The sequence below is a fragment of the Paenibacillus sp. J53TS2 genome (genome assembly GCF_018403305.1).
In the GTDB taxonomy this organism is placed as follows: domain Bacteria; phylum Bacillota; class Bacilli; order Paenibacillales; family Paenibacillaceae; genus Fontibacillus; species Fontibacillus rhizolycopersici.
In genome coordinates, this window is sequence record NZ_BOSK01000002.1 from 549,866 (window position 1) to 574,985 (window position 25,120).

At 49.1% G+C, this 25,120-nt stretch carries 26 protein-coding genes and 1 pseudogene; 6 read left to right on the forward strand and 21 right to left on the reverse strand.

The window, feature by feature from the left end:
- Nucleotides 1-17: 17 nt before the first annotated feature.
- Nucleotides 18-602, reverse strand: coding sequence for a TetR/AcrR family transcriptional regulator (locus KJS42_RS07125; protein WP_193417505.1), 585 nt, complete (start codon nucleotides 600-602; stop codon nucleotides 18-20).
- Nucleotides 603-733: 131 nt separating this feature from the next.
- Between KJS42_RS07125 and KJS42_RS07130 the strand changes: the two genes are divergently transcribed.
- The gene (locus KJS42_RS07130) at nucleotides 734-1,885 is read left to right on the forward strand and encodes a YhgE/Pip domain-containing protein (RefSeq protein WP_193417506.1); all 1,152 of its coding nucleotides are present in this window, start codon (nucleotides 734-736) and stop codon (nucleotides 1,883-1,885) included.
- A gap of 109 nt (nucleotides 1,886-1,994) precedes the next feature.
- Here KJS42_RS07130 and KJS42_RS07135 read toward each other — a convergent pair whose 3' ends face one another.
- The 3 genes from KJS42_RS07135 to KJS42_RS07145 form a co-directional block, all read right to left on the reverse strand.
- Complete coding sequence (locus tag KJS42_RS07135; RefSeq protein ID WP_213622441.1) at nucleotides 1,995-2,612, reverse strand: NAD(P)-dependent oxidoreductase; 618 nt, start codon at nucleotides 2,610-2,612, stop codon at nucleotides 1,995-1,997.
- Between the two features lie 150 nt (nucleotides 2,613-2,762).
- A complete protein-coding gene (locus KJS42_RS07140) occupies nucleotides 2,763-3,230 on the reverse strand; it encodes a phage tail protein (protein WP_155604642.1) in 468 nt (155 codons plus the stop codon).
- 21 nt (nucleotides 3,231-3,251) lie between these two features.
- Nucleotides 3,252-3,737, reverse strand: a complete 486-nt coding sequence (locus KJS42_RS07145) for a GyrI-like domain-containing protein (RefSeq protein WP_213622442.1) — start codon at nucleotides 3,735-3,737, stop codon at nucleotides 3,252-3,254.
- A gap of 96 nt (nucleotides 3,738-3,833) precedes the next feature.
- Between KJS42_RS07145 and KJS42_RS07150 the strand changes: the two genes are divergently transcribed.
- Nucleotides 3,834-4,808 carry a helix-turn-helix transcriptional regulator gene (locus KJS42_RS07150; RefSeq protein ID WP_213622443.1) on the forward strand — a complete coding sequence of 325 codons (975 nt, stop codon included), beginning with the start codon at nucleotides 3,834-3,836 and terminating at the stop codon, nucleotides 4,806-4,808.
- Between the two features lie 67 nt (nucleotides 4,809-4,875).
- Here the strand turns inward: KJS42_RS07150 and KJS42_RS07155 are convergent, their stop codons facing one another.
- Together KJS42_RS07155 and KJS42_RS07160 are read right to left on the reverse strand one after the other, a co-directional pair.
- Nucleotides 4,876-6,108: an endo-1,4-beta-xylanase gene (locus KJS42_RS07155; protein ID WP_213622444.1), complete on the reverse strand. Its 1,233-nt coding sequence runs from the start codon at nucleotides 6,106-6,108 to the stop codon at nucleotides 4,876-4,878.
- A 139-nt stretch (nucleotides 6,109-6,247) separates the two neighbouring features.
- Nucleotides 6,248-6,928 (reverse strand): TetR/AcrR family transcriptional regulator, encoded by a 681-nt coding sequence (locus tag KJS42_RS07160; RefSeq protein WP_213622445.1) that lies wholly within the window; start codon nucleotides 6,926-6,928, stop codon nucleotides 6,248-6,250.
- 133 nt (nucleotides 6,929-7,061) lie between these two features.
- On the opposite strand from KJS42_RS07160, the gene KJS42_RS07165 reads away from it, so the two are divergent.
- A complete protein-coding gene (locus KJS42_RS07165; RefSeq protein WP_213622446.1) occupies nucleotides 7,062-8,414 on the forward strand; it encodes an MATE family efflux transporter in 1,353 nt (450 codons plus the stop codon).
- A 71-nt stretch (nucleotides 8,415-8,485) separates the two neighbouring features.
- On the opposite strand, the gene KJS42_RS07170 is transcribed toward KJS42_RS07165, so the two are convergent.
- Complete coding sequence (locus tag KJS42_RS07170; RefSeq protein WP_213622536.1) at nucleotides 8,486-9,367, reverse strand: RNA polymerase sigma-70 factor; 882 nt, start codon at nucleotides 9,365-9,367, stop codon at nucleotides 8,486-8,488.
- Nucleotides 9,368-9,398: 31 nt separating this feature from the next.
- On the reverse strand, nucleotides 9,399-10,742 hold the full coding sequence (locus KJS42_RS07175; protein WP_213622447.1) for a phytoene desaturase family protein: 1,344 nt from the start codon (nucleotides 10,740-10,742) through the stop codon (nucleotides 9,399-9,401).
- Between the two features lie 73 nt (nucleotides 10,743-10,815).
- On the opposite strand from KJS42_RS07175, the pseudogene KJS42_RS23100 reads away from it, so the two are divergent.
- Nucleotides 10,816-10,911, forward strand: a pseudogene (locus tag KJS42_RS23100) (oxidoreductase); the annotation flags it as partial.
- A 62-nt stretch (nucleotides 10,912-10,973) separates the two neighbouring features.
- Here the strand turns inward: KJS42_RS23100 and KJS42_RS07180 are convergent.
- From KJS42_RS07180 to KJS42_RS07200, 5 genes are all read right to left on the reverse strand, one after another.
- Nucleotides 10,974-11,879 carry a sensor histidine kinase gene (locus KJS42_RS07180; protein WP_213622448.1) on the reverse strand — a complete coding sequence of 302 codons (906 nt, stop codon included), beginning with the start codon at nucleotides 11,877-11,879 and terminating at the stop codon, nucleotides 10,974-10,976.
- Nucleotides 11,880-11,899: 20 nt separating this feature from the next.
- Entirely contained in the window at nucleotides 11,900-12,664 is a 765-nt protein-coding gene (locus KJS42_RS07185; RefSeq protein ID WP_213622449.1) for an ABC transporter permease, read from the reverse strand.
- Complete coding sequence (locus KJS42_RS07190; protein WP_193417516.1) at nucleotides 12,657-13,580, reverse strand: ABC transporter ATP-binding protein; 924 nt, start codon at nucleotides 13,578-13,580, stop codon at nucleotides 12,657-12,659. Before KJS42_RS07190 ends, KJS42_RS07185 begins: the two co-directional genes overlap by 8 nt.
- Nucleotides 13,580-15,031: a serine hydrolase domain-containing protein gene (locus KJS42_RS07195; protein WP_213622450.1), complete on the reverse strand. Its 1,452-nt coding sequence runs from the start codon at nucleotides 15,029-15,031 to the stop codon at nucleotides 13,580-13,582. Before KJS42_RS07195 ends, KJS42_RS07190 begins: the two co-directional genes overlap by 1 nt.
- Before the next feature lie 88 nt (nucleotides 15,032-15,119).
- Nucleotides 15,120-15,815: a response regulator transcription factor gene (locus KJS42_RS07200; RefSeq protein WP_213622451.1), complete on the reverse strand. Its 696-nt coding sequence runs from the start codon at nucleotides 15,813-15,815 to the stop codon at nucleotides 15,120-15,122.
- A gap of 206 nt (nucleotides 15,816-16,021) precedes the next feature.
- On the opposite strand from KJS42_RS07200, the gene KJS42_RS07205 reads away from it, so the two are divergent.
- Complete coding sequence (locus KJS42_RS07205; protein WP_213622452.1) at nucleotides 16,022-17,515, forward strand: peptide MFS transporter; 1,494 nt, start codon at nucleotides 16,022-16,024, stop codon at nucleotides 17,513-17,515.
- 157 nt (nucleotides 17,516-17,672) lie between these two features.
- Nucleotides 17,673-18,446: a SagB/ThcOx family dehydrogenase gene (locus KJS42_RS07210; RefSeq protein ID WP_193417520.1), complete on the forward strand. Its 774-nt coding sequence runs from the start codon at nucleotides 17,673-17,675 to the stop codon at nucleotides 18,444-18,446.
- Here the strand turns inward: KJS42_RS07210 and KJS42_RS07215 are convergent, their stop codons facing one another.
- The 8 genes from KJS42_RS07215 to KJS42_RS07250 form a co-directional block, all read right to left on the reverse strand.
- Nucleotides 18,447-18,821 carry a YciI family protein gene (locus tag KJS42_RS07215; protein ID WP_213622453.1) on the reverse strand — a complete coding sequence of 125 codons (375 nt, stop codon included), beginning with the start codon at nucleotides 18,819-18,821 and terminating at the stop codon, nucleotides 18,447-18,449. It lies immediately after the preceding gene.
- A 14-nt stretch (nucleotides 18,822-18,835) separates the two neighbouring features.
- Nucleotides 18,836-20,170 carry a sensor histidine kinase gene (locus KJS42_RS07220; protein ID WP_213622454.1) on the reverse strand — a complete coding sequence of 445 codons (1,335 nt, stop codon included), beginning with the start codon at nucleotides 20,168-20,170 and terminating at the stop codon, nucleotides 18,836-18,838.
- Entirely contained in the window at nucleotides 20,167-20,841 is a 675-nt protein-coding gene (locus tag KJS42_RS07225; protein WP_155604630.1) for a response regulator transcription factor, read from the reverse strand. Before KJS42_RS07225 ends, KJS42_RS07220 begins: the two co-directional genes overlap by 4 nt.
- Before the next feature lie 25 nt (nucleotides 20,842-20,866).
- Nucleotides 20,867-21,448, reverse strand: a complete 582-nt coding sequence (locus KJS42_RS07230) for a hypothetical protein (RefSeq protein ID WP_213622455.1) — start codon at nucleotides 21,446-21,448, stop codon at nucleotides 20,867-20,869.
- A 217-nt stretch (nucleotides 21,449-21,665) separates the two neighbouring features.
- Nucleotides 21,666-22,370, reverse strand: coding sequence for a VIT1/CCC1 transporter family protein (locus KJS42_RS07235; RefSeq protein ID WP_213622456.1), 705 nt, complete (start codon nucleotides 22,368-22,370; stop codon nucleotides 21,666-21,668).
- Between the two features lie 199 nt (nucleotides 22,371-22,569).
- Entirely contained in the window at nucleotides 22,570-23,826 is a 1,257-nt protein-coding gene (locus tag KJS42_RS07240) for an acyltransferase family protein (RefSeq protein WP_213622457.1), read from the reverse strand.
- A gap of 136 nt (nucleotides 23,827-23,962) precedes the next feature.
- A complete protein-coding gene (locus tag KJS42_RS07245; RefSeq protein ID WP_213622458.1) occupies nucleotides 23,963-24,358 on the reverse strand; it encodes a VOC family protein in 396 nt (131 codons plus the stop codon).
- A gap of 97 nt (nucleotides 24,359-24,455) precedes the next feature.
- Nucleotides 24,456-25,118: a DUF4386 domain-containing protein gene (locus KJS42_RS07250; protein ID WP_213622459.1), complete on the reverse strand. Its 663-nt coding sequence runs from the start codon at nucleotides 25,116-25,118 to the stop codon at nucleotides 24,456-24,458.
- Between the last annotated feature and the right edge of the window lie 2 nt (nucleotides 25,119-25,120).

Below are 25,120 nucleotides of genomic sequence, written 5' to 3' on the forward strand. Positions count from 1 at the left end.
GGGCCCTGGTCCTTTTTTTATTTCCCTTGAATAAAGGTTATGATTTCGATATAGCAAGCCGTCATCTCGTCAGGGGTTTTGTCCAATTCATTTTGAATCCACTGTTCCACTAGCCCTAAAAAAGCCGAGGTGATAAAGGAAATAAAGTAATCTTTAGGAACGTTTAACGTTTCATAAAAGCTTCCATGCTGTTCCAGATTCAGACGCACCTTTTCCGAAAAGGCGTTCTTGAAGCGAATGTGAAAACCCGCCCGGCCATGATCGCTAAGAAAAGCTTTTAATACGGGTGAATGGATTTCAATAAAGCTGAACAAGGCACTCGCTAATTGCTCTTGTTCTCTTTCAAAGGTAGGGGCCGACAAATAATGAGATTGCAGCTTATCAATATGATTTCCCAAATCCGAAAATAACTGCTCCTCCATTTGTTCCAGCAAATCGAACTTATCTAAGTAATGCAAATAAAAGGTCCCTCGATTAATGTCAGCCTTTTTCGTAATATCCCCAATCGCGATGGAGTCGAACGATTTTTCCGCCAGGAGGTTCATAAACGTCGTTTGGATCAGTTGCTTTGTTCTTTGTTTCTTCTCCTCATAGATACTCATGTCAAAGTCCACCCTCTTCTTCAAATCCAACAACTTCACTAAATCTGTTCATTGCTTGTGCAACGATAAGATTATAGAATATGGGAGTGCCACTAAACAACATGTTGATTACTTAGAAAGGGTGACATCCATTGAAATTATTTAAAGAAAAACTCGCATGGGCCGCTCCAATCGCCGTTATTTTAATTATCGCTCTATTTTCCGTCAATTTATTCGTTCAAGGAGATCCCAAAGCTACGAACCTTCCCGTTGCACTTATCGTGAATGATGAGGGTGCACATGTCGATGCTGTAAAAGCAGCTGTCGAACAAATGGGTCAAGGGATCAACGGCGAAGATCCTGTCGTTGCCTTTTCCACGGAGAAGGAAGAGAACATTGAGGATTTGTTTAAAGATAAGCAGTATTATGCAGCCTTGGTGGTACCTGAGGGTTATAACGACGCCGTACAAAACGCCGTCACCAACAACGCCGCAGCTACATTGAAGATCTACGTAAACCAGGGTTTCAACATGACAGGCGCGAATTATGCGAAGTCTGCATTAAATGCTTTAATCGGACAAATAAGCAATCAATACTCCACTGGCTTCTTGAATCAAATGAATGATCAGAAAATTGATGCAAGCCAAGCCTCTGTAATCGTCAACCCGATCGTCCCGGAGGAGAAGGTATTTAATGCAGTGACTTCGGCTACGGCAAATGGCAGTGCTCCCATTTTGATGGCGATGCCTGCTTGGGTAGGAGCGTTGATCGGCGGTTTCATCCTCTTCTTGGCAACATCCAAAATGACTAAGAAGGAAAGACTCACTCCTAGACAATCCGTGCGTGTAATGGGCGGCCAGATTCTGTTTGGCGTTATTATCGCTCTGTTCTCCGGATTTACGGTGGCTACCTTAGGCTCAATTGCCGGCGTGAATATGCCTAGCTACTTCCTGGTTGGATCGTTTGTATCCTTTGCCGCCTTCTGTTTCTTCCTGTTGGTATCCGCCGTGACGGCCTGGATTGGGAAGCCGGCCATTACGTTATTCATGGTTGTGATGCTTCTGGGAATGGGCGTGATTATGATGCCAAAAGAAATGATTCCCGATTTCTTCGTCACCTTCGTTCGTCCATGGATTCCGATTCGTTTTGCGGGTGACGGCTTGCGTGAAATTTTCTACTTTGGCAGCGGCTTCTATACCGGTGAATCCTTTAACATCATTTTGGGGATTGGTGCGGTCGGCTTAGTGGTTTACCTGCTGTCTATTTTCAAGCCCGTACGTCATAAGACGGTTTCTATAAAATAATGGTAAAAGTTCAGCAACAGGCGATTGCCCAAAAACACCGAGGATCTCCTCGGTGTTTTTGGGCATCCACGAGTAAGTCATAGCTAGCGTTGGGACGTCGTTAGAATCTTTATGTGGCAAGTCCAATTGACTTATGGTTATACCGTGTATCTTTTAGTGTCTTTATGATAAAGTGGGCAACGTCGGCACGAGGGATGGACCGTGATTTCTCGGGTACGCCCGTCGCCGACTCTCTGTACTTCCCTGTAAAAGGTTGATCCGTTAACCCCATCGGTCTAACAATGGTGTAGTCCAAATCATGTGCTTGAATACAATCGACGGCAACCCGATGATCTGCAAGAGGATTCTTCAACATGGTCATGACCAGCTTCCCGCTAATGCCGGGCACTTCCTGGTGGATCCCTGCGGATGCGGTATAGATGATTCTCTTCACCTGATGCTCCTGCATCCCCTGAACTATACATTTCACCATTTCTTGAAGTTCGGTAGATTTCTTCATCCCCTGACTAGAGCCTAAACAGGACACAACCGCATCATGACCCGCAATCGCGGCAGACACCTCCTCTTGATTCAATGCATTCCCCTGAACAACGTGTAAGTTCTCATCCGCGAGGGTTAACTTTGCTGGATTCCTTACAAACGCTGTGATTTCGAACCCTTCCTTAAGCCCTTGCTCTACCACGGACAGACCTACACCGCCTGTAGCACCAAAAACGATAATCTTCATTGTGCTAGTACCTCCTTTGTCCAGCTTTACGATCACTTATTCTCACTATACATGAAAAACCTCATTTCACAATCAAACGTAAAAACAGGGCCCCCTCAGCCGGGGGCCCTGTTTTTCTCAAGTATCTACGTTCAGGGTAACATCATCGTTTCAATACTCGCCTTTAATCACGAAGAACGAGCCCCGGATCGTTCCGGCCAATTTGGACTTCTGCCGGGCAAACTTAAACTTCTTCTCCTCCAGCTCTTTCGGGACCTCCATCCCTTCGGACAGCTTAAACCCGACGGCCCGCTTCTTGGGATCGTCCAAGGTATACAGGACGTTAACCCCAAGGCCATCCTCATAGAAGACAAAGGCCCACCGGATGTTCTCCACTTGGAATAGCGACGTTTCTAACGGTTTGGCGGCAAACTCGATGCCGCGTTCTTCCTTCAATACCCGGTTCACGTAGTCCAGGGTTTCCTGGCTTTCGCTGGCCGGTTCAACCGTAAACTCATGCTTATATTTGTTCATGAAATAACGCGCTTCGTTGGCTCGCAGCCCGGCTAGCGCCTCTGCTACAGGAGAGGATTCCAAACCGACGGTAGATACATTTTTGAAATCAACGATATAGGACATGCTTGCCCCTCCTCCTCTTGTCTATTTTCGAACAACGGGAATCCACATTTCTCCCACGACGCGGTCGTTCTCTTGCCCCATCAATACCGTGGCGTTTGGCCCTCCAACATAGGCGACTTGATTGACTTCCGGCAAGACTTGACCAAAGGCGATCCCCGCCAGCTGGTTGCTTAATTCATCGGCTGTCGTCCCTTCCCCTTTCACAATCAAGTACTCTCCTTTCGGGAATTGAATGACCCGGGAGCCTTCCGAGGCCGGCAACACTTCATGGCTCAACACGCCGGCGTAATGCATCATCTTGTTGTTTACCGCTTCATTCACGACAAATACGTACTCGTTTTCGGCGATCGCCTTCAGCTGATCCAGTCTTCCATCCTCGTTCACGGCTTGCCAGAAGTTTGATTTTTCCTGATTGATGCCGACATAGTCCGTATAATTACTTTTCAACTCCGTGCCAAGTCCAAATACGGTGAAGCCGTCCTTTTCTTCCAAGAGATAATTCGTCATGTTTCATACCTACCTTCTTTTAATTTGTTTTCTGTTCTTGATGGGTTTATCATAACTTTAAACCATGTCAAAAAATGAACCTGTTTAGGAGCCCTGATGAAAAAAGTTGAACGGATCAACACCCTCATGCGGTATATCAACAACCGGTCGCACTTCACCATTTCCGAAATCATGCGGGAATTCGACATCTCCCGATCGACCGCAGTCCGAGACATTCGGGAAATCGAAGCCTTAGGGATGCCGCTGGTCGCCGAAGTTGGAAGGGATGGCGGCTATTCGGTGATGCATAACTCGATCCTCCCCGTCGTTCGTTTTACCGATACGGAGGTCAAAGCCCTATTCATTGCCTTCATGGCCACAAGAAATGCACAGCTTCCCTATCTCAAGAGCCGCCAATCCTTAGCCGAAAAATTGCTGGGGCTGATCTCCAAGAATCAGCAGGACGATCTTTTGCTCCTGGATGAAATTCTGCTGTTTGAGGGCACCAACCCGCATAATCCTGATCTGCTAGAGCTCTCAGACCTCCCTCACCCCATGTTGGAGAAACTGATCCAAAACCTGCTTCTCGACAGTTATTTATGGATTACCGTGGAGGAAGAGAAGGAACGTAACTCTTATCCTGTCTATCTCTTGCATCTTTATCACGAAAAAAGCCTCTGGCTGATGGAAGTTTTTGATTTGCAGGATGAGAAGAAAAAGTTGTTCGCCGTTGACCAGCTCACCCATGTCGAGACCTACTCCCCTAAGAAGAGAGTCAGTCGGAAGAAGATTCTGGAGATGCTTAGCCAGCACGAGGAAGAATTCAACCTGATCCTGGAGCTGGGTCCCCAAGCCATAGCTCAATACAAAAAGTACCACCCCTTAAAAGCATTCATTTCCTATACTAATCCCTATCAAACCACCGCCATGCTAAAGATGGTTGTCCAAGTGAATCAAGTGGAAGAGTTATCGGATATGATCCAATGGCTGTTGTTCCTGGGTGAGGATATGACATTTAGAAAGGCGCCAGCCGAAATCATGGAAGGATTGCAGCAGAGAGGAGGCCGGATGGAACAGTTAAGAAGAGAGTGAAATAAGGCTTCTTATTGAAAAAAGTTAAGCCACCCTTAGACAGGATGGCCTCTTCTTGATGTTTGTGTCAATTGAGGATGAGCGGTTCGGGTTCACCCTCTTTCTCTATTTTAAAGGTAACTTTTGTGCCTGCGCAAGCCAGCTCATACTCTCCAAGGAATCCCTCGAAGGAGACCTTCCCGCTCTCATCGGTACGCGCGGTTACTTGGGTAGACCAGTCGCCTTTAATCCGTTGCTTCAGCACGTCGTAGGCAGGTTTCGGGGTGTTGTCTGTTCTGACCAAACCGGCGGGTGCGCCAAGCCAGGCCCCTTCATCGCTGAAATTCCAGGCAGTAATCGCCTCGACCAAAGGGTGTTGAAACAGAATCGAGTACATTTCTTCGACCTCTCTGGCCTGCCGATCTTCAAATTCCGGGGTGGATGGCCATTCCGGAATCTGATAATCGTTCAGATCCTCAATATCCGCCGGCATGAGATGTCCGGAGGTCAATGTATTTTCCGTAAAATGAATTGGAAGGCCGAAGTGAGAGAAGCGCTCCAGCACTTCCTCCAGCTTCTCGCGTCCCCAATATCCTTGATGCTGGTGCGACTGAATGCCGATGGCATCAATCGAAATCCCCGCGTTTAAACATCCGTCAATCAGAATCTCGTAGTTGATTGAAGTGTTGAAGTCATTTAGTAATAACGTTGCACCGGGGTTGGATTCCCTTGTCTTCGCAAACATTTCTTTAATGATCCCAACGCGGCCTAAATCTTTACTGATTCTTGTGATCCCATTATCGTACTTATCGAAAATCGGCATGATCACCACTTCATTGATGACATCCCACATCTCAATTAAGCCTTTGAAGTCGGCTACGTCCCGCTCAATTCGGGCAAACTGCGCTTTCAAGATGTCCTCGTTGCTCAAGTCCAGCAGCCACGGCACGGTGGCGGTATGCCAGCAGAGCGGATGTCCTTTGACGGCAATATTCCGTTCCTTCAACCACCGTGCGGCCGCCTGTAGCTCTTTCGTCCGCGGCTTGCCTTTCTCCGGCTCAAACATCCCCCAGTAAAAAGGCAACGTTGCAAAGTTAAACACATCTAGGAATAAGTCCAGCTTCTGCTCCAAATAAGCAAGCCGATCCTCCGGCACGTTTCGATTGGCGATCGGAATGACGTCAAAAATCCCGCAGCCAAACAGGAATTGATGGTTGGTCTGATGAATCGCGACTTCCTTCCCTGTGACGGGATTTCCGGACGCATCCACAAGCTGGATGGTTTTGCTTGCCATGCGATGGGACAATGGGTTCTTCTGCATTCGATGACCTCCGTATCCGTAGCGATTAATGGTAAGCGTTTTCAACGCCTACGGATTCGATTGTACTAAACCTCTCGTCACCGGAATAGGAGCCATTTAAAGCGAAAACCTTTGAAATTTGAGATGTTGCTCTCCCCCTCTATTCCTCCTGCTCCTTCATCACCTGCTCAACCCCGAGCAAAATCACCTTTAACCCAAACTCAAACGCCCGATCCGTCCCCATCAGCTCGAACAACTCGTTCTTAAACATCGTGCGGAACAGCCCTGCTTCCTCCTCACTCAGAGAGTCCAGAAGCCGGGTCATCTCCTCGCCCGGAAGCTCCCCCTGATTCTTAAGGATCGCCGAGACGTTGCGCTCATGCTGATAGGCGTCCAGAACAAAGTTGTAGATGTAGTTCACCAGCGTGATAATAACCTGCAGCTTCTGCTCTTGCCTCAGCGGCGTCGATTCCACGCAGAGCAGCATTCGGTTATTGAACCGGATAATATCCGGTTCGTGGGGCAGCGTCATCATCATCAGCTGCGTGGAGCACGGATACCGGCTCAAGACATTCCGCACCGTTACCGCAAGCCCCGTCAGTTGCTCCTTCCAGTCCCCCTCGGAATGAAACTCCTCCAGGATGATTTTGGATACCTGGTTGGCCAGACGCTGGTAGAGGTCCTGCTTATTCTTGAAATACCAGTAAAGAGAAGGAGCTTGAATCCCCAGCCGGTCGGCCAATCGTCTCAAGCTGAACTTCTCAATCCCTTCATCTCCCAAAAGTACCCATGAAGCTTCTAAAATTCGATCCTCGGAAACTTGAGGCTGCTGCTTTTTCATTAAAATCCGCCCTTTTATCTAACAGTGTAAGTTTATGCTTTACAGTTCGATTAGGTCCATGATATCATCTAACACTGTAAGGTTCAAACTAACAGTGTTAGATTGAATAAAAAAAGAGAAAGTGGTGATCCACATGGATGCAGAGAACCTCCATTACTTTGAGAAGGCCCCCATCGCCAAAGCCGTAGCTCACTTTGCCGTTCCAATGATGTTAGGTACGTCAATGAGCGTGATTTACTCCATCCTCAATGCCTATTTCCTTGGCACACTAGGTAATACCGCAATGTTAACCGCGCTCGCGTTAACCTTGCCCTTATTCGCCGTCATCATGTCGTTAGGCAACTTGATCGGTATAGGCGGGGGCACCTTCATCTCCCGTTTGCTCGGCGAGAAAAAATATGAAGATGTGAAGCATGTTTCTTCCTTCGCTTTTTACAGCAGCCTCGTTCTCGGTCTGATCGTCATTGCCGCGGGCCTCCCGTTGATCGACTCGATCGTCCATGGCTTAGGGGCAACGCCTGACTCCTTCGGCTTCACGAAGGACTATGTCTTGATGATGCTTATCGGTTCCCCCTTCGTTATCCTCTTCTTCACCCTGGAGAACATCGTACGTTCAGAAGGGGCGGCCATCACGTCGATGGTGGGGATGATACTGAGTGTTGTCGTAAATATTGTGCTTGATGCGCTGGTCATTTTCGTTTTCCATTGGGGGGTCATCGGCGTGGCGTCGGCTACGGTTGTTTCCAATCTGGTCGCGAGTGCTTTCTACGCCTTCCATATGGGGGTTAGGAGCCAATTCTTAACCGTCTCCTTCAACTGGTTCAAGGTGAACAAGGAAATTCTCAGCAATGTGCTCAAAATCGGAATTCCCGTCTTTATTATGAGTGTCTTCTTGGGTGCGATGTCGCTGATCTTCAACCATTTTCTCGTTGAATATGGGGATCAAGCTGTAGCGGCTTACGGGATTTCATCGCGTTTGCTGCAGTTTCCGGAGTTTATTCTGATGGGGTTATGCGAGGGAGTCGTGCCGTTGATTGCCTTTACATTCACAGCGAATCGGTTAAGAATGAAGCAAACCATCGGATTTACGATCAAATCCATTGGCGTGTTAGCGGTCTTGTTCGGCGTCATCGTCTTTCTGATTTCCGACCACTTGATCGGCTTATTCACGAATGATCCGCTCCTAATCGAAATGGGCAGCTACATTCTGCATGTCACGTTCTTATCCTTATTCATCTCTGGAACGACCTCCTTGTTTACAGGGATCTTCCAAGCAACCGCACAAGGAGCCGCCGCCTTGATCATGTCGGTGATTCAAGGCGTCACACTGATTCCCGTGCTTTATATCGCCAATCAAATGAACGGCTTCCACGGCGTGGTCTGGTCACTAGTCATCGCGGATGCCGCCGCGTTCCTTGTTGGAGCCCTCATGCTGTATGCGCTGCGAAATAAATTGCAGCCGGAATTGGAAGCATTAGTACACTAGGTAAATTCGATAGCCACATGCGAAAAAGGCAGGATAGGGACTCTCCCCGTTCCCGCCTTTTGACTTACGTATCAAGGGTTGATTCGTAGCAATTTGTCCGGGTTCCGGACCATGAATATTCTCCGAATCCGTTCACCTTCTCGTTCGAATGATACGGTGCCGACCACATGATCTTCGACTTTTAACAGAAGCCCCGGTTGACCGTTAATGGTGACCACATCGATCGTGCTGTTCGAGGGGGAATTGCGGACGATGCCTTGTAAAAAGGCGATCACACGGGCCGAAGTAACAATCGGATTAACCGCGGCCAAAACTTTCCCGCCGCCATCGGAGAGCAAGGTCGCATCATAGGTAAGCAACTGAAGCAACGTGTTCGTGTCGCCCATGGAAAGGGCTGAGATAAAACGATTTAACACCGTCTGATCCTTCTCGTAGTCGACGCGGCGATCGGCAGCCTCCGGTTGAACTTTTTGCTTCGCTCGGGAATGTATTTTTCGGCAATTGGCTTCGGTCTTGCCAACGATGCTCGCGATCTCTCCATAATCATACTGAAAGGCTTCACGTAAAACCAAGACTGCACGTTCTGTCGGAGTAAGTGTCTCCATCATGAACAGGTAAGCCATGGTCAAATCATCGCGGCTTAGCAACTCATGCATCGGGTCATGACCGGCCCCGTCATTATCGTTACGCCAGACGACGGGCTCCGGCAACCAAGGACCCGTGTAGACTTCACGACGTTGCTTAGCAGAACGCAAAAAATCGATACATCGGTTCGTCACCATTTTACAGAGGTAAGCCCGAGGATTGCGAATGGCGCTTACCTCTTTCAATCCCGCATACGAAGCAAAGGTCTCCTGCACGGTATCTTCTGCATCCATGACGGTGCCAAGCATTCGATAAGCCAGCGAAAACAGAAGTGGCCTGTATTCGATGTAAAGGTCGTTCGTGTCGATCCTGGTTCCCCCCTAGTTCCTGAAAACGTGATTAGTGTCGCTCTTTACTAGCTTCCATTTTCAGTATAGACGAAGGAGGGGGCGGTGTCGCCAATGACATTTTCCTATGCAGGATGTGTTCAGCCGCTGCCTTCCCGCTGACAATGGCGGCATCAGACAACATGGCGTCACCCGCAGTCCAGTCGCCCGCTAGATATAGGCCCGGGATATCCGACACGAGGGTTTCCTCCCCGTTGGAGCAAGCCCGTTCCACCGTTTGGAGGCCGTAGGTAACGGGGATCCGCGGAAGATAGCGGGAGGTTATCAGCTCTTTTCTCCATCCCGGTTGGAGCAGGTCAAGAAATTCCTCGAGCTCCTTCCGGTCGCGCTCGGCATTGGGGTTATCGTCCGGACTTGTATATTTATAGAGGTGCAGAACGACATGCCGGTCATCTCTCGTTAATCTGGCAACGTTGGAATGGTTAGAGAAATAATACGGTTGGTCGAGATGGAGCGCGAAGTTGATATTAGGATCGGGTAATCTGCGTAACGCAAGATCGAGAGCCGCCCCCCGTACAGGAATCAATCTTTCACAAAGAGCGGCCAGATGCGAATTCGGCACCTTTCCCGTCAGTTGATGGGTCACCTGGGGGTCAAGCGCTGCGACGATAGATTGGGTTTCGACTTTCGTGTGGTCCGCGAGGTGGATTCTCATAGCGGGATGAGCTCCGGTAATGCTAGTGACTTTTTGTCCGGTACGCAAGACAGCTCCAGCCGATTGGGTCAAGGCCGTGAGGGAGTCGATCATCGCTTGCCATCCTCCATGCAGATACCGGACCCCGCCCTTGCTGATCTGAAATTGCCGAAGGCAGGCTCCCGCGCTCACCCGCGACGGCGCGTTCGAATAAGTTCCGAGCCGAAACAGGCAGTACAGAAACTCTCTTACGGTCTCCTGGCTTGTGATTTGGTTGACCCACTCTTCCAAGGATAAATGCATGCATTCTCCCGGCAGAGTGGCCCTCGAGACTTTCGTCAACACCCGAGCGAACTCCAATTTCTCTCGAAAGGAGAATGCGGTGGTCTTCAACAGTTCCCGAGCCGATACCGGCAGAGCATGAATCCCGTTTGGTGTAACAAGACGGCCGCCAAGAACCGCTTCGTTCCCGTCAGGATCAAGTCCGAGCTCTTGCAGAATTTGAAGTCCTTGCCCCCGGCTATAAAGCGCGTGCGGGCCCATATTAAACAAGCAGCCGTCTTTCTCATCGGTTGATGCACGTCCTCCCCATCTCGAACTCTGTTCCAGAACCAAGGTCCGCAAACCCTGTTTTGCCAAAAAGGCCGCCGTCGTCAAACCAGCTAACCCGCCGCCGATCACTGTAACATCCCATTTTTCCATAAGAAGGGCCTCCCTTATCTTCAAGCTGTACTCAAGACGAGGAGGCCTCATAATTTGTGACAGGTTAAAGCGCCTTCCCGCCTCCGCCATTGCCTGCGGGATCGCTTATGCCATCGAACAGCCGGCAAACGTCGATGTGAATGAAATGGTGATTCGACCACGTATGTAACATTGAAGACGAAACACCTATCGCTGCCCGATTCCCTGTAGGATCAAGGACGGCGATATTTTTCAGCTTTCTTGAACCGTCCACTCGCATCTCATCTCTACGTACCCGTTATGGAGCTCCGCGGTCAGTCGCCCGTTCATCTTCGACATGAGACTTTGGGCAATGGATAAGCCCAAGCCTGTTGTCCGGCTTGCTCTTGATCGATCCGCCGTGTAGAATCGGTCGAACAGCCTGTCGATGTCCTGCCCGGTCAAGTACGCTGCCTTATTCTTGAAGATGAGCACGATTTGATTCCCCTCGCCCTTCAGGCTAATCGATACCTCCCCGGTCGCATGCCGGATCACGTTGCTGATTAAGTTTTCGAATACGCGTTTAACCGCTGACGCATCTACATTAGCCATCAGGGGATCCTCCGCGATTTGCAGATCGGGCTGAAGCTGCCTCTCGTTAAATTGATCATAGAACCCGGTCAGGACTTCCCACAACAATCCATTTAGAGGCATCGGCTCTAGTTGAAGCTGATAATCGGAAGATTGCACGAGAGACAAATCGAAGAAATCATGGAGTAAAGTATGCAGACGATTCGCAGCGTTCTGGATCATGGACGTATATTCCTGGCGTTTATCCTCTACGACGGTACTGGCCCCCAATAACTTGGCATACCCGATGATTGAAGTGAGCGGAGTCCTTAAATCATGGGACATATTCGCGATCGCTTGTCTCAATTCGCGATCGCTTCCGATTCGATCCCTGTTCGATTGAACCGATAGGTCAATCAATTGATTGATACTTTCCGCAAGTTGTTCGAAATCCTTGTCCAGCAGCGCAATATCGACCTTCTTCCCGCTTAGGCCTTGATGGTAGCGTTCGACTTGACGTGATAAGCGTCTGATTTCCTTCTTGATCATCACAAGGCGAAGGAGAACAATGAACATAAGCAGAACTGCTACGATCGCGATATAGATCATTTTCTCCCTCCTCGCCATCTTTACTTCATCTCTTTCCTCTTAAACACGAGACTTCCGCAGCACGCCAGAATGACCATGCTGCCGAGTCCAACCGACAAAGACCGGACCCCATCGACGTTGGGCATCCCAAACCGGAAGGAGTCGATCAGATAGTGGAATATCGTATACTGATAGATTGTCTCTAGAACGCCCGGTAACGGCCTCAGAACTTCTGCTATGGAGCTCAAAACGGCGATGACGACGGAAATAATAATGGTTTTCCCGCTATCCTCCGCAAGCAAGGCGATCAGCATCAATAAGGCCGTGAGCGCAAGCAGATGAAGGAGGAACAAACCCATCGATCTTGCCAGATACCCTAAAGACGACGGATCCGTTATTGACCCAAATCCGAATAATAGCTTCCCGCCAATGATGATCAAGAGCGGACAAACCACAGCTAAGAATACGGATCCGAGTGAGAGTATAATCAGCTTGGCCGCAAAAATATGCCTTCTATAATTCCCGCTCATGACGATGTTCTTGACGACACCGATCGTAAAGTCGTTCGCCACGAAAAATCCGGCGAGCGTGCTCAAGTACAGCATGAAGTAGAACGGGGTAGTTGCAAGCGCTAGCGAAGAGAATATCTCCAGACCCGCATCCGTAAACGGGGTACTCATCTTCCACCACCCGACGGTGATTAGATAATGCAAGAGGGCAAAGACAACCGTTACGATAAGGGTCAGCGTCCAAAATACTTTATTTCTGCTGAGCTTGAACAGCTCCGCACGCAATAAATTAATCATGAAGTTCTCCCCCCACTCGTTTGGTATAATAGCTCTCCAAATCATCCCCACCTGGCGCAAAATGCTCAATCACTAGGTTGTTGTGGGTTAGAGCCAGAGATACCCTCTTGACATCGTGGTAGAAGCTGTAGAGCTTAATCGTACCGTCCTGCAGAACCTCATAATCCCGAGTGCCAAGTTCCATTTCGAGAATGGCAACGGCTTTGCTGACATCGTCGACCCGGATGCGAAGATGTTTCTTGCATTTCTCATTTAATTCTTCATGGGTAATTTGTTCCAGCAGTCTACCTTTATGGATAATGCCATACTTCGTTGCCATCTGATGAAGCTCGCTCAAGATATGGCTGGAGATCAGAATCGTCAACCCCAACTCGCGATTCAGCTTTTTGACCAGCTCTCTAAGTTCCACGATACCTCCAGGGTCAAGACCATTCGTAGGTTCGTCGAGAATCAGCAGCTCAGGATCGCCAAGCAAGGCGATGGCCAAGCCCAAGCGCTGCTTCATGCCGAGTGAAAAGTTCCTGGCCTTTTTCTTCCCCGTATCCTCCAGTCCGACAAGGGCCAGCGCCTTCGAGATACATGCCTTGCCCGGGATACCGCGGAGCAAACGATAATATTCAAGATGATCGCGAGCCGTCATATCCGGAAATAGGGCCGGGCTTTCAATGATCGCCCCTATGCGCTTCCGGGCTTCAATCAACCCTGCCTCGCTGGTTTCCCCGAACAAGGTGACGGATCCGCTCGTTGGCCGGGCCAATGCAGTCACAATTCGCAGCAGCGTGCTCTTGCCCGCCCCGTTCTGCCCGATAAACCCGTAGATATCTCCCTTTTCCACGATTAAATTCACCTGATCCAGTGCGGTCTGTTCCTTGTACTTCTTCGTTAAATCATGGGTTGTCAGAACAGCCTGTTCCACTAGGATTTGCCCCCTTTAAGCCGTAGCCGGTAATACACCCTCATCCCTGTAAGGCATACCGCGAACAAGAAGCTAGTCCCTAGCAGAATCGCCAAAGCCGGCCATAATCGAAACACGTCCAAAATCGTCGAACTATTGTCCTGCAACTGCGGTACGACAAACAGGAGCCATCCAATTCCCACAAGCGGAATCAGCTGAGGAATGAATCGCAACCCGTATCGCCAGGCCGAATGATGCCGGCGTTGATCGGACCACTTTTTACTGCGCAATATCCCCCTGATTCCCAAAATGAGATACAGCAAGGTAAGAACGCCAAGTGATAAATCAATCATCGTAGGCACAGGTGCCTTGTTCGGTGCTGCTTGTCCCTCGGTCAGCCGGATAATTCCTGCGCTCATCTCGTAGGCATGCTCAAAGGTCGTTGTGAAGCTGTTCAGCATGACGGCGACGGCGTAACCGCTGCCAGGCAGGATGCTTTGTTGAGCCTGATAGCTGGATAAAGCTCCGCTATGCTGGACACGCTGCGGCGTAACCTCCGAAGAACTGATCGACCAGCCTAGGCCGTAATGTTCGCTTCCGGGCTGCGGGGAATACGACTCCTTTAGTAAAGAGGAAGACAACAATCTTTCTCCCGAGGGGCTTACTCCGTCATGGGTGTGCATAGAGAGCCACTTTCCCATATCAACCGCCGTAGTCACGATACTCCCGGATCCCGTAAACATTTGCTCCATCTCGGATATGGGGATGGCCGTTCCGTAGGCCGTGACATACCCGCGTGGCAGCCCAGGCACCGCATCCCCCGAATTCACTGGAGAGCGCGAGTCGTTCATGCCGAGCGGAGAGAATACCCTCGTGTCCAGATACGCAGCGAACTTCATGCCGCTTACTTTCTCAACCAGCCAGGCTAAGATCCAATAATTCGCATTACTATAGGAATGTCGTTCCCCCGGATTGGATTGAAGCTTCCACTGCTGCACACGCTTAACTCCCTTCTCCAAGGTGTCTGCCTTAGGCACAATGGTTGGACTGGGAATCCCAGAGGTATGGCTGAGCAGTTGGCGTATCGTGATTTGCCCAAACCTCTCGTCCTCCATGGTTAACTCGGGCAAATATCGGATGATAGGATCATCCAACTTGACCGATCCTTCATCCACGAGCTGCAACACCGCAAATGCGGTGAAAGACTTGGATACAGAACCGATCCTCATCAATGAGTGCTCCGTTATTGGGCTTCCTTCGGAATCATGTCCGTAGCCTTGCGCGTAGAGGATCTCGCCATCCTTAACCATAACAACCGATGCACCTGGCAGTCCGTTCCGTTCCAAATAACGTTGAACATAGTCGTCTATCGCGTCCTTGTCGAGGACAGGCGCAGCATGGACGGATGGAGGGGAATAAAGTAGTGATGCGAGGAGTGCGAGGGTCATCGCTGCAATTAGAAACTTGTTCATAACACATTCTCCTATCTGATCTGATGATGTTCATTCTAACCACAAGATCCTAATAGAAGATTAACCGAAACCTTAAGAAACTATTAATTCACCCTTTCAATCGATACCCCATCCCCCAGATGGTTTCAATATATTCGGCCTCCGGGTTAGCTTGGGCCAATTTTTTTCTTAAATTGCTCATATGTACGGTTAGGGTATTGTCATCGCCCAAGTAAGCCTCTCCCCATACCGCTTCAAACAAATTCGGTTTCGTATATATTTTCTTCGGATGGGTCATCAAGAGTTCCAGCACGGCAAATTCCCTCGCGGTTAAAATAACATCGGTACCGTTCACCGTCACCTTCTTCGCATCTACGTCCAGACGGATGTCTTTATACGTCAATTGACGGATCGGATCGGGTGCCGCGACTCGTCTATATCTGCCAAGATGAATGTCGATCCTTGCAGCTACTTCTTCAACGTCAAACGGTTTCGTGATGTAGTCATCCGCTCCCATGCGTAAGGCAGAAACCTTCGTTTGCTGCTCCCCCTTGGCAGAGATAATAATAACAGGAAGCCGTCGTTCCGGTCCTAATTGCTGAAGAAGCTCTTCGCCACTCAGGCCCGGAATCATCAAATCGAGCAAAATCATGCTCCATTCCTGCTCCTTCTCCAAATACAACAGGGCTTCCGTGCCAGAGTACACCGGTTGCGGAACATAGCCGCTACCCGCAATCACTTCGCACAATAATTGATTAATTTCATTATCATCCTCAACAACCAATATCTTTACGTTCTTGTTCATTGCATTCACCCCCTTCACCTTATATTCTTTTGGGGGGTTAAGCAAGTAGGGTGCAACCAATCTTATAGTTAAGCCCATCCTACGTGTGTTATACTGTTTTTTCGTATCCAGTTGAAAACGGCCATTACTGGGTATTCTGATTCTTAGTACCGTGCATTTGCATTTCAAGCACACCATTGATTGCCGCCTAGGGAGGAAATAACAGCATGACGGACTTAAACAAGCAAAAGATTGTGGAGAGCGTTCCGCAACGAGGATTTTTTGGGCATCCCAAGGGATTGTTTACCCTGTTCTTCACGGAGTTTTGGGAGCGTTTCTCCTACTATGGAATGAAAGCGATTCTGGTTTATTATATGTACTACGAATTGAGTCAAGGCGGACTCGGCATGGAGGAGAGCATGGCTCTCGCCATTATGTCCATTTACGGCTCGCTTGTGTATATGTCCGGAATTATTGGAGGTTGGTTGGCGGACCGGGTATTCGGGGCATCTAAAGCGGTATTTTACGGCGGCATATTCATCATGCTGGGGCATATTGCCCTGGCTATTCCAGGAAGTGTCTCCTTGTTTTTTGTTTCCATGGTTCTGATCGTATTGGGTACGGGCTTGTTGAAGCCCAACGTCTCCAGCATTGTCGGAGAACTTTATAGTGAACAAGACTCGCGCCGGGATGCAGGCTTCAGCATCTTCTATATGGGGATCAATTTGGGCGCCTTCCTCTCCCCGCTCATTGTAGGCACCGTCGGCATGGATTACAATTTCCACTTGGGCTTCGGCATTGCTGCCGTCGGCATGTTCCTTGGATTAGCTATCTTTATCTATACGAGAAAAAGAAACCTCGGCCTTGCAGGCACATTCGTACCTAGTCCGTTATCACCGGATGAACGAAAAAAGGTGTTTCGCCGAATCGGGATCAGCGTATTGCTTCTTGCTGCGATCGTCGCCATCGCCATCCCATTAGGTTGGCTGACCTTTGAATCGTTTATCGTAATCGTAGGCATTCTGGGGATTGTGATTCCTACATCCTATTTTATTGTGATGTACCGCAGCCCACGCACGACAAGCGTTGAACGTTCCAGACTCATTGCTTATATTCCGCTGTTTATTGCGGCGATCATGTTTTGGGCGATTCAAGAACAAGGGTCGACAATTCTTGCCAATTATGCAGATAAGCGGACGCAATTGGATTTTGCCGGAATTCATATTTCACCCGCTTGGTTTCAATCTTTAAATCCATTATTCATTATCACGCTAGCTCCCGTATTTGCCTGGTTCTGGTTGAAGCTCGGCAAACGGCAGCCGTCGATCCCGAAGAAATTCGCCTTTGGCTTGTTATTCGCCGGATTATCCTTCCTGGTCATCCTCTTACCGGCTTACTTTGGCGGCGAGAATGCCTTGGTTAATCCGTTATGGCTCGTGCTGAGTTATTTCATCGTGGTGCTAGGAGAATTGTGCTTGTCTCCTGTCGGACTGTCAGCAACGACCAAGTTGGCGCCCTCCGCTTTCTCCGCCCAGACCATGAGCTTATGGTTCTTGTCCAGCGCGGCGGCCCAAGCGATGAATGCGCAAGTGGTTAAATTTTATTCGCCCGACACCGAAATGGCGTACTTTGGCGTCATTGGAGGAGCGGCCATCCTCCTCAGCGTTCTACTCTTCTCCTTCTCCTCCAAAATCCAGGGGTTTATGAAGGGAATACGGTAACCCGCAGCACAATAGATCAATAAGACGAGCGGCGATTCTCCGAGAGCGGAGGATCGCCGTTTTCGATCTGAGAACGAGTACGTGATTCATATCACAAGCTCGCCGACCTAGAGGTGTATACTTTTTAACGAGTAGAAATATCCTAGGAGGATCTAGCATGGGACGATATGAACAGCAACGAAATTTCTTAAAGTCCAACTTTCTTGAATTTAAACATGTGAAAACGGATAAGATAAAGGGTTTACCCCAACCTGCGATCGTGAAGCCTTACTCCTCTTCCACCGAAATGATTAACCTTCCGGAGCCAAGCGAGGAGGTTGTCAGTAGATCAAATATTTATGATTGCATCAAGGACCGAAGAAGTACCCGGTTTTATTCGGCGGAAAGTTTACAGCTTGAGGAGTTATCCTATCTCTTATGGGCGACTCAAGGCATTACGAGTACCACGAAGACCGGACTTACCCTTCGTACGGTACCGTGCAGCGGCGCAACCCATACTTTTGAAACTTATCTTTTCATTATGCGGGTAGAGGGCATCCGCCAAGGAATTTACCGATACCTACCGGTCGAGCACAAGCTCTTGTTTGTGTCTGAGCTGGACGAAATGGATCGAAAAATTGATGCGATTACCTTAGAGCAGCCCTTTGTCCCCCATTTTACGAAAAAAGCGGCTGTCCTGTTCGCATGGAGTACGATTCCCTACCGTTCGGAATGGAAATATGATATCTCCGCGCACAAAAAAATCCTCATCGATATTGGTCATGTCTCCCAGAACCTTTACCTGGCAAGCGAATCGATTGATGCCGGGGCTTGCGCGATCGGGATCTACGACCAAAACCTCATCGATGAGGTGTTAGGGTTAGACGGAGAGGATGAATTCGTTCTTTTCCTCGGGGCTGTAGGGAAGAAGCGAATTTCGACCCAAGAATGACTATTCTGTAGATTTGAAGTAGTGGACTGGGTGGATCTCGATCCTCCATCCAAAAAGCTCACCTGCGTCAACCTGTACTGCCGGATGTAAAGAGGCTATTCGGGCTGCTTCCTCCATGTCCCGAGCTTCGATCAGAAAGGCGCTGCCTATCGTCTCTCCCGCTTCGGCAAAAGGACCTTCCGTCTCCTGTATCGCACCGTTTGCCCGGCGCAAGCGCCTCGTTTTGGGGGAGAGACCCGCATCTAGTATCACTTGACCGCTGTTATAGAGTTGCTCGAGGTGAGGCGGACACTTCTGCATGACCGCCTCGATTTCTTCCTTGGGGCGACCATCCATTTTGGTTGAATCCAAGTAACCCAAACACAAAAATTTCATTCTTCCTTCCTCCTTCATGTATAATCTGGATCTCTCCAACCGCTCTTAGGATAAGAGATCCTAAAGCACACCCGACCATCATGGTTCTCCACAGTAATGCTTCCTCCGTAGTAGTTAATGATCTTACTGGAGATGCTTAAACCGAGACCGAAGTTTCCGTTAGACCCTTTATAGAGGGATTTAAAGATATGATGGATATCTTGTTCCGAAATGGAGGGGCCGTCATTCTTGATTTCAATGATCCAAAACCGCTCCGAATCCATGAGCGTCACTTCGACGGTCTTCTTAGCGAATCGAAGCTGATTTTCCAACACATTCTCTAGAGACACACGTATCCGATCCTGGCTGCCAAAGATGGCGGCCTGCTTGATACTCAACGCTAAGCTCCAGTTTAATTCCGGGTTTACCGCTTGAAAATTTGTGACGAGGTAAGTTAGCTGCTTATCGAGATAAAATTCTTCATATTCCTTTTCATTATCTAGGACGTAGTCAAGCGTATTGAAGTATAGAATTTGTTTGATCTTCTTCTCCAAACGAGTCGCTTCATTCTTGATAATGGTCGCCGACTCCTCTGGAGAATCCTCGTACATCCCATCGATGATTTCTTGAGCATAACCCATTATGACCATGACCGGCGTCTTTAAATCATGCGAAACACTTTGCAGGAATTTCCGTTCTTCCTCATCCGCTATTCTTAAGGCGTCCTTCATTTCTTTCATAGCCATAGCCAATCTCCCGATCTCATCTTTGCTTCTGATTTCAAGTTCACTATTCCACTCTTTATTCGCAACCCGTTTCGTGTATGCCTCTAGCTTCTTTAACGGCTTGGCTATATTGTTAGCAATCAACTTCGAGATGGGCAAACTCAACAGGGTGACCAGTAAGGCCATGAAGATGATCTTGAGTATGTCTTCGCGCTCATCAGTGTTCGTATAGGAAATGAGGTAGGACGACTCCCCAATCGGACTCATTCGAAGGAGATAGTGAGTCCGACCGATCGTCTCGTCTGTTACCCGCCCTTTATCCTGGTTAACTAGGCTCTCCAATTGGTTCACTAAAGGATCTGGGATCTGCGCCTCTCCTAGAATAGGCGTAAGTTGCCCATCCGTCAGATTAAATACAAAATGCCGGTAGTGGTGACCCGCAGCTTCGACCGTACTTTCATTCCCAGGATTGTCCTTTAACGAATCCAGTACGATCTGATGCGTAAGCTCCAGTAGATGCTTGGCATCGTCATCTTCAAAACCATTCGTAACAAACATAAAAGCCAGTGAAGTCACCAACGCGATGATCAAAATGACGATCGACAGAATGACCCATATTCGCAGGGTAAGGGATTTCATTCTCATCCTTTCATTTCCAAGTTGTAGCCAAATCCATAGATGGTCTCTAGATTCATTCTAGGCAACTTCTTTCTCAATCGTCGGATCGTGTCGTCAACCACTCGGTCAGAGCCAAAGTAGGGGTCGCCCCAGACCTTTTCAAGAATCTGCTCTCTGGTGACAACGGTATTGTGATTCTGAATAAAAAACAGCAGCAGATTGAATTCTCTATTGGTCAGACTGATTTTTTCGTCATCATGATCGTAGACGGTTCTTTGCCTCTGGTCAACCCGATAATCCTCCAACCGTAATTCCGGCGAATTTTCTGCTTTATTGACGTCTAGGCGCTGCAGCAATTTGTTGGTTCGAATGACCAGCTCTCTAGGCAAAAATGGCTTGGATAAGTAATCGTCACTCCCCAACTCTAAGCCGACTACGCGATCGAGCTCCTGGTTTCTTGCCGACATGAATATAACGGGGGTTTGAGGTTTAAATTCTTTAATCGCCTTGATGAGCTGATACCCATCCATATCCGGAAGCATGATGTCCAATATCCACAAATCAGGCAAGTCGGCAATTCGTTGCCGTGCCGATTCGCCTTCGAAGAACGTGACGACCTTGTACCCTTCTTTCTCCAAATATTTCTTCAGGAGTTGATTAAGATGCTCTTCATCCTCAACCAGATAAATCGTGCGCATGATTTCCGCCACCTCGAACGCGTAATTAACCCGCCTGCTTTGCCTTTATTTTACCAAAAAACCACATCAATACGCCTACCATAATTGTTAGGAATGTGGCCATAACAGCAGAGCCTCCCGCATGAATAAACAGTGCAGGTACCCATGCGATCCCTAGCGTGCGGTGAACGAGGCGCATCCACTTATTGCGAATTCTTTTGATGAAGAAGCCGTATCCTGCAATCGCAAGCAAAATGAGGAACGCGGCGATACCCGAATAGATATCGCGGTTTTGAATGTCCGTAATCAGGAAGTAACCCCCGTGAAAAGCAACCAGTCCCAAGGCCAGCCATCCAAGAGGCTGATGCAATCGGTGCAGCAGGGCTCCGACTCTCCGGATGATCCATTGAGGAGCTTTGCGTTGTTTCTTGAACCATAGCCAACAGAAGCCTCCTGCTCCAACAAAAACCGTAACCGTACCTAACGTTTTGAATATCTCTTCCGCCGGCCCCGGTCTGTGGCGATATCCCGCGATCTCCTTCACCACTAACATCTGATAAACGATGAGAAACAAGGCTGCTGCCATCGCGGCGACGGCGAGAATCCACACCTTTTTACTTTTGCTCATAACTAGGAATCCTCCTCATACCCATTGATTGTCCCTGCTAATCTCTACCTTGAATATAGACCCCAATTTTCTTTCAATTTTCATGAGAATATGTGAAGATGATGTGTTCTGCGGGGGAGCGACAAAGGGCAAATTGAAAAGGACCCCCTAAGGAGTCCCTTCCTGGCGTTCATGCTGATAAGCGTCCCGAAAAACCGATAAGATCAAGGGCTACACGCTAGGATATGATATTGGCTATGAAAAAGGCAATCCCCGCCGCTACTCCTCCTACAAGAGTGGTTTGCCATGCACTTTTAAATGGCTTGGATCCAGTAAACCGCCCCTTAATATAGCCGAATACATATAATGCGATTAAGGTTGCAATCACAGAAGTCATTAGCGCCGTATTGGCTTGATGGATGAACATGTAGGGAGATAGCGGGATCAATCCGCCAATGATGTAGGATAAGCCGATGGTTATGGAACTATTTCTGGCCCTTTTCGGTTCCGGCTCTTCCAGTCCGAGTTCGTGCTTCATCATAAAGTCGACCCATTTGTCCGGGTCCCGGCTAATGGAATCCGTGGCCGATTGGACGTTCGATTCTGGGATCCCCCATCTTCTGAGCACATCTGCGACCTCTTCCTTTTCCCGCTCCGGGACCTCCTGGATCTCTCGGCGTTCCCTTTCTAATTCAGTCGCGTAATGTTCACGATCCGTTCGCGCGGCCAAATAGCCGCCTAATCCCATCGCAATCGACCCCGCCGCGATTTCTGCGATTCCGGCTACTACAACAATATTCGTACCGGAAACGGACCCCGACAATCCGGCAGCTAGCGCGAAGGGAACGGTTAGTCCGTCCGCCATGCCAATGACAATATCCCGAATCAGATCGGATGACGCAAAATGTTTTTCAATGTGTTGATTGTCTACCGAATCGCCCATATTTTACCGCCCTTTCCATGCATCAGTTTGCATCCTTCCTATTTATCTCCACCGTGTGAACCCTTTATGAATGTAACTGTCAGGAACCATGAGAGGATGCGGCACACCTGACCCGATGTTTCCGTCAAGGATATGATTCCTGGCGCTATCAACGAAGACAAAGAACCTGCCAAGGGCAGGTTCGTCGATAATCACTTCTTCATGCGACATGAACTTCGTTCGGTTCCGTCCGCTTACGCCGAAAGAACGGCTTGCCTTTCGACCAATTGATAAACGGTTGCTCGATGAGATAATAAGAAATCGTTGCCGCAACAAACGAGATGAGGACAACGAAACCACTGATGGCGAGCCATCGCCCCACGTCTTCGATGCCGAAATAGTGATAGTCCGGAATGCCGTATTTTTCGATCAATATAATAAATAAGTAGTGCCATATGTACAGGCCAAATGAGATCTTGGCGATGAATCGGAACAACCGATTATCCAGCCAACGCCCTAAGCCCAAGCTGAACGGTGCGGACAACAGCACAATACCGAACAAAATGGCATACGTCGGGAAATAGTACGGCTGCTGCTGGAGGCTGAAGTCAAATTCGCCGAGGTGACGCATGCGCCAGATCAGCAAGCCCGCAAGCACCAAAGCGGCTGCCCCGACGGCGTCAAACAGCCCGCGCTTACGCAACCGTTCGATGTCGGCACCGCGCTGCATGATCGCTACCGTTACGCCTGCCGCCATTATGCCGATAGTGAAGTGGCCGAAGAATCCGATTGGATTGTAATTCGGCATCCAGAATTTTGCCCCGCCAATCTGACCAAAGTCCCAACCCCGACCGTTCTCGCTTGGCGTAAACCACTGATGAACGAGCGAGTTGGCAACAAGCACCAATCCGAACGCGATGAACCAGAATAACATGGCCTTTGCAAACGAACGTCGCTTGCCGAGCAGGAACAAGATAGCCATCAACATAGGCATCAGCACGTAGCTAAATACCTCGAAGCTGATCGACCAGAACGGCCCGTTCAAGTCGGACGGAAAGAACGTGGTATAGTGAAAGCCCGCCGTAAACGTGAAACCCGTGAGGATTCGCCGCCACATGAACTCCGTAGGAATGCTTAGGCTCCAGGTGAGGAGCAGACAAACCAGGAACGAAACATAGTAGCCGGGCATAATACGCGCAGCGCGGCGCTTCGTGTACGTTCGGATGCTCGGAAATGACTCCTTCTCCAAGTAAGCACTCCAAAAAGGGAATGACAACAAAAATCCGCTTAACACAAAAAACAAGCTGACCCCGCTATTCCCAAGCAGGGCAACCGACTGCACTTCTTGAAGCCATTTCTCTTGCGCGGGCATCGCTAGACGTTGTGACAAATGATGTAGGATGACAGACAAGCAAGCGATCGCGCGAACGCCATCCGCCCCTGTTAATCGGGTATTGCCCAACCGAATCTGTGACATCAGTTCAATTTCCTCATTTCCATCATTGACTCCCCGAACGGATCACCCACGCGGGTACATCATATCATTCCATATATCCTAGGAAAATCCTCCCACGTTCTGCTAGTTCAGCATAAAAAAATACCGGAAGGGAGGGTTAGAGCACCTGCGCAATCTCCCATACATAACCGTCCGGGTCTGCAAAACAAGCCGTCCGCCGCCCCCACGGACGCGTGATCGGACCATTTAGCCATTTGACGCCTTGCTCTTCCAGCTCGTTGCAAATCCGGTCGACGTCCGACACTTGGATCGTGAACAGGAACCGGGGCCCCTCCCCGTTTCGACCAACCTGAGCCGGCTCGATCAATTCAGGGGCATTGTTCTGATTCAAGAGATTGATGCAGGTATTTCCAAAATCAAACACCGCGCAGTCGGCATCTTCATAATGAATCGCCAGTTGAAGCGTCTCTTGATAAAACGCCTTCGACCGCTGCAGATCTGCTACAAACAAGGTGATTTCGGTAATTGGACTCGCCCATCCTGATTTCTTCATTCTTATCAGCTCCCTACTTCTTATTTTTCAAATGTCCATCTATTTAGACGATATCCCGTTGCCAAATTCATCGGGTCTAGTTATTCAGCTAGGAGATTTAGGCCGTAGATTGGGATTGCGGATGAAATCCCTTCACGATGAGCCAACCCGGCAAAACGATTTCGAAGATCGCACCGGGGAGGTAAAGAATTTGTCCGGCATCCAGGCCGGCCAGAGACAGAGAACTGCTAGCCAGCAGCCCCGTATAGCCTACGAAGCCAATCACAGACAACCATCGCGGAACCAGTCTCGATTGATAAAGAATCGAACAAAATAACAAGCTGCCGGAACTTAGTACAAGCATGGCGAGATCAAATAATAACTCATGGGTTCCCACCGCTAAGCTCCCTAAAGTTTGTAGGTATGCACCACCGGAAGCTTCGGCAGTTACGGACTGCTGACTTAACGCGAGAAGAAGGAGCGGTCCGATGAAACTGATCATCAACATGGCTGACTCCATGACCCGAGAAGCGAAGTAGCCGAACGCAAACGCTTCATGATATTTCTTTAACGTTGGTTGCAGCAACATGGCAATCCCCACAACCGCGATAGCGTTAATGAACTCCAGGAACAATCCTGTAAGCATGCTCGTTCGATGGGAACCCACACCGACGAGCAAGTCCGTTCGATGCAAAATCGGATCCAATATCCCGCTCCCCACCAAAAATGCGCCGGTCGACAAGAAAAATAAAACCCCCGCCACACGCTCTGCCTTCCTCATGC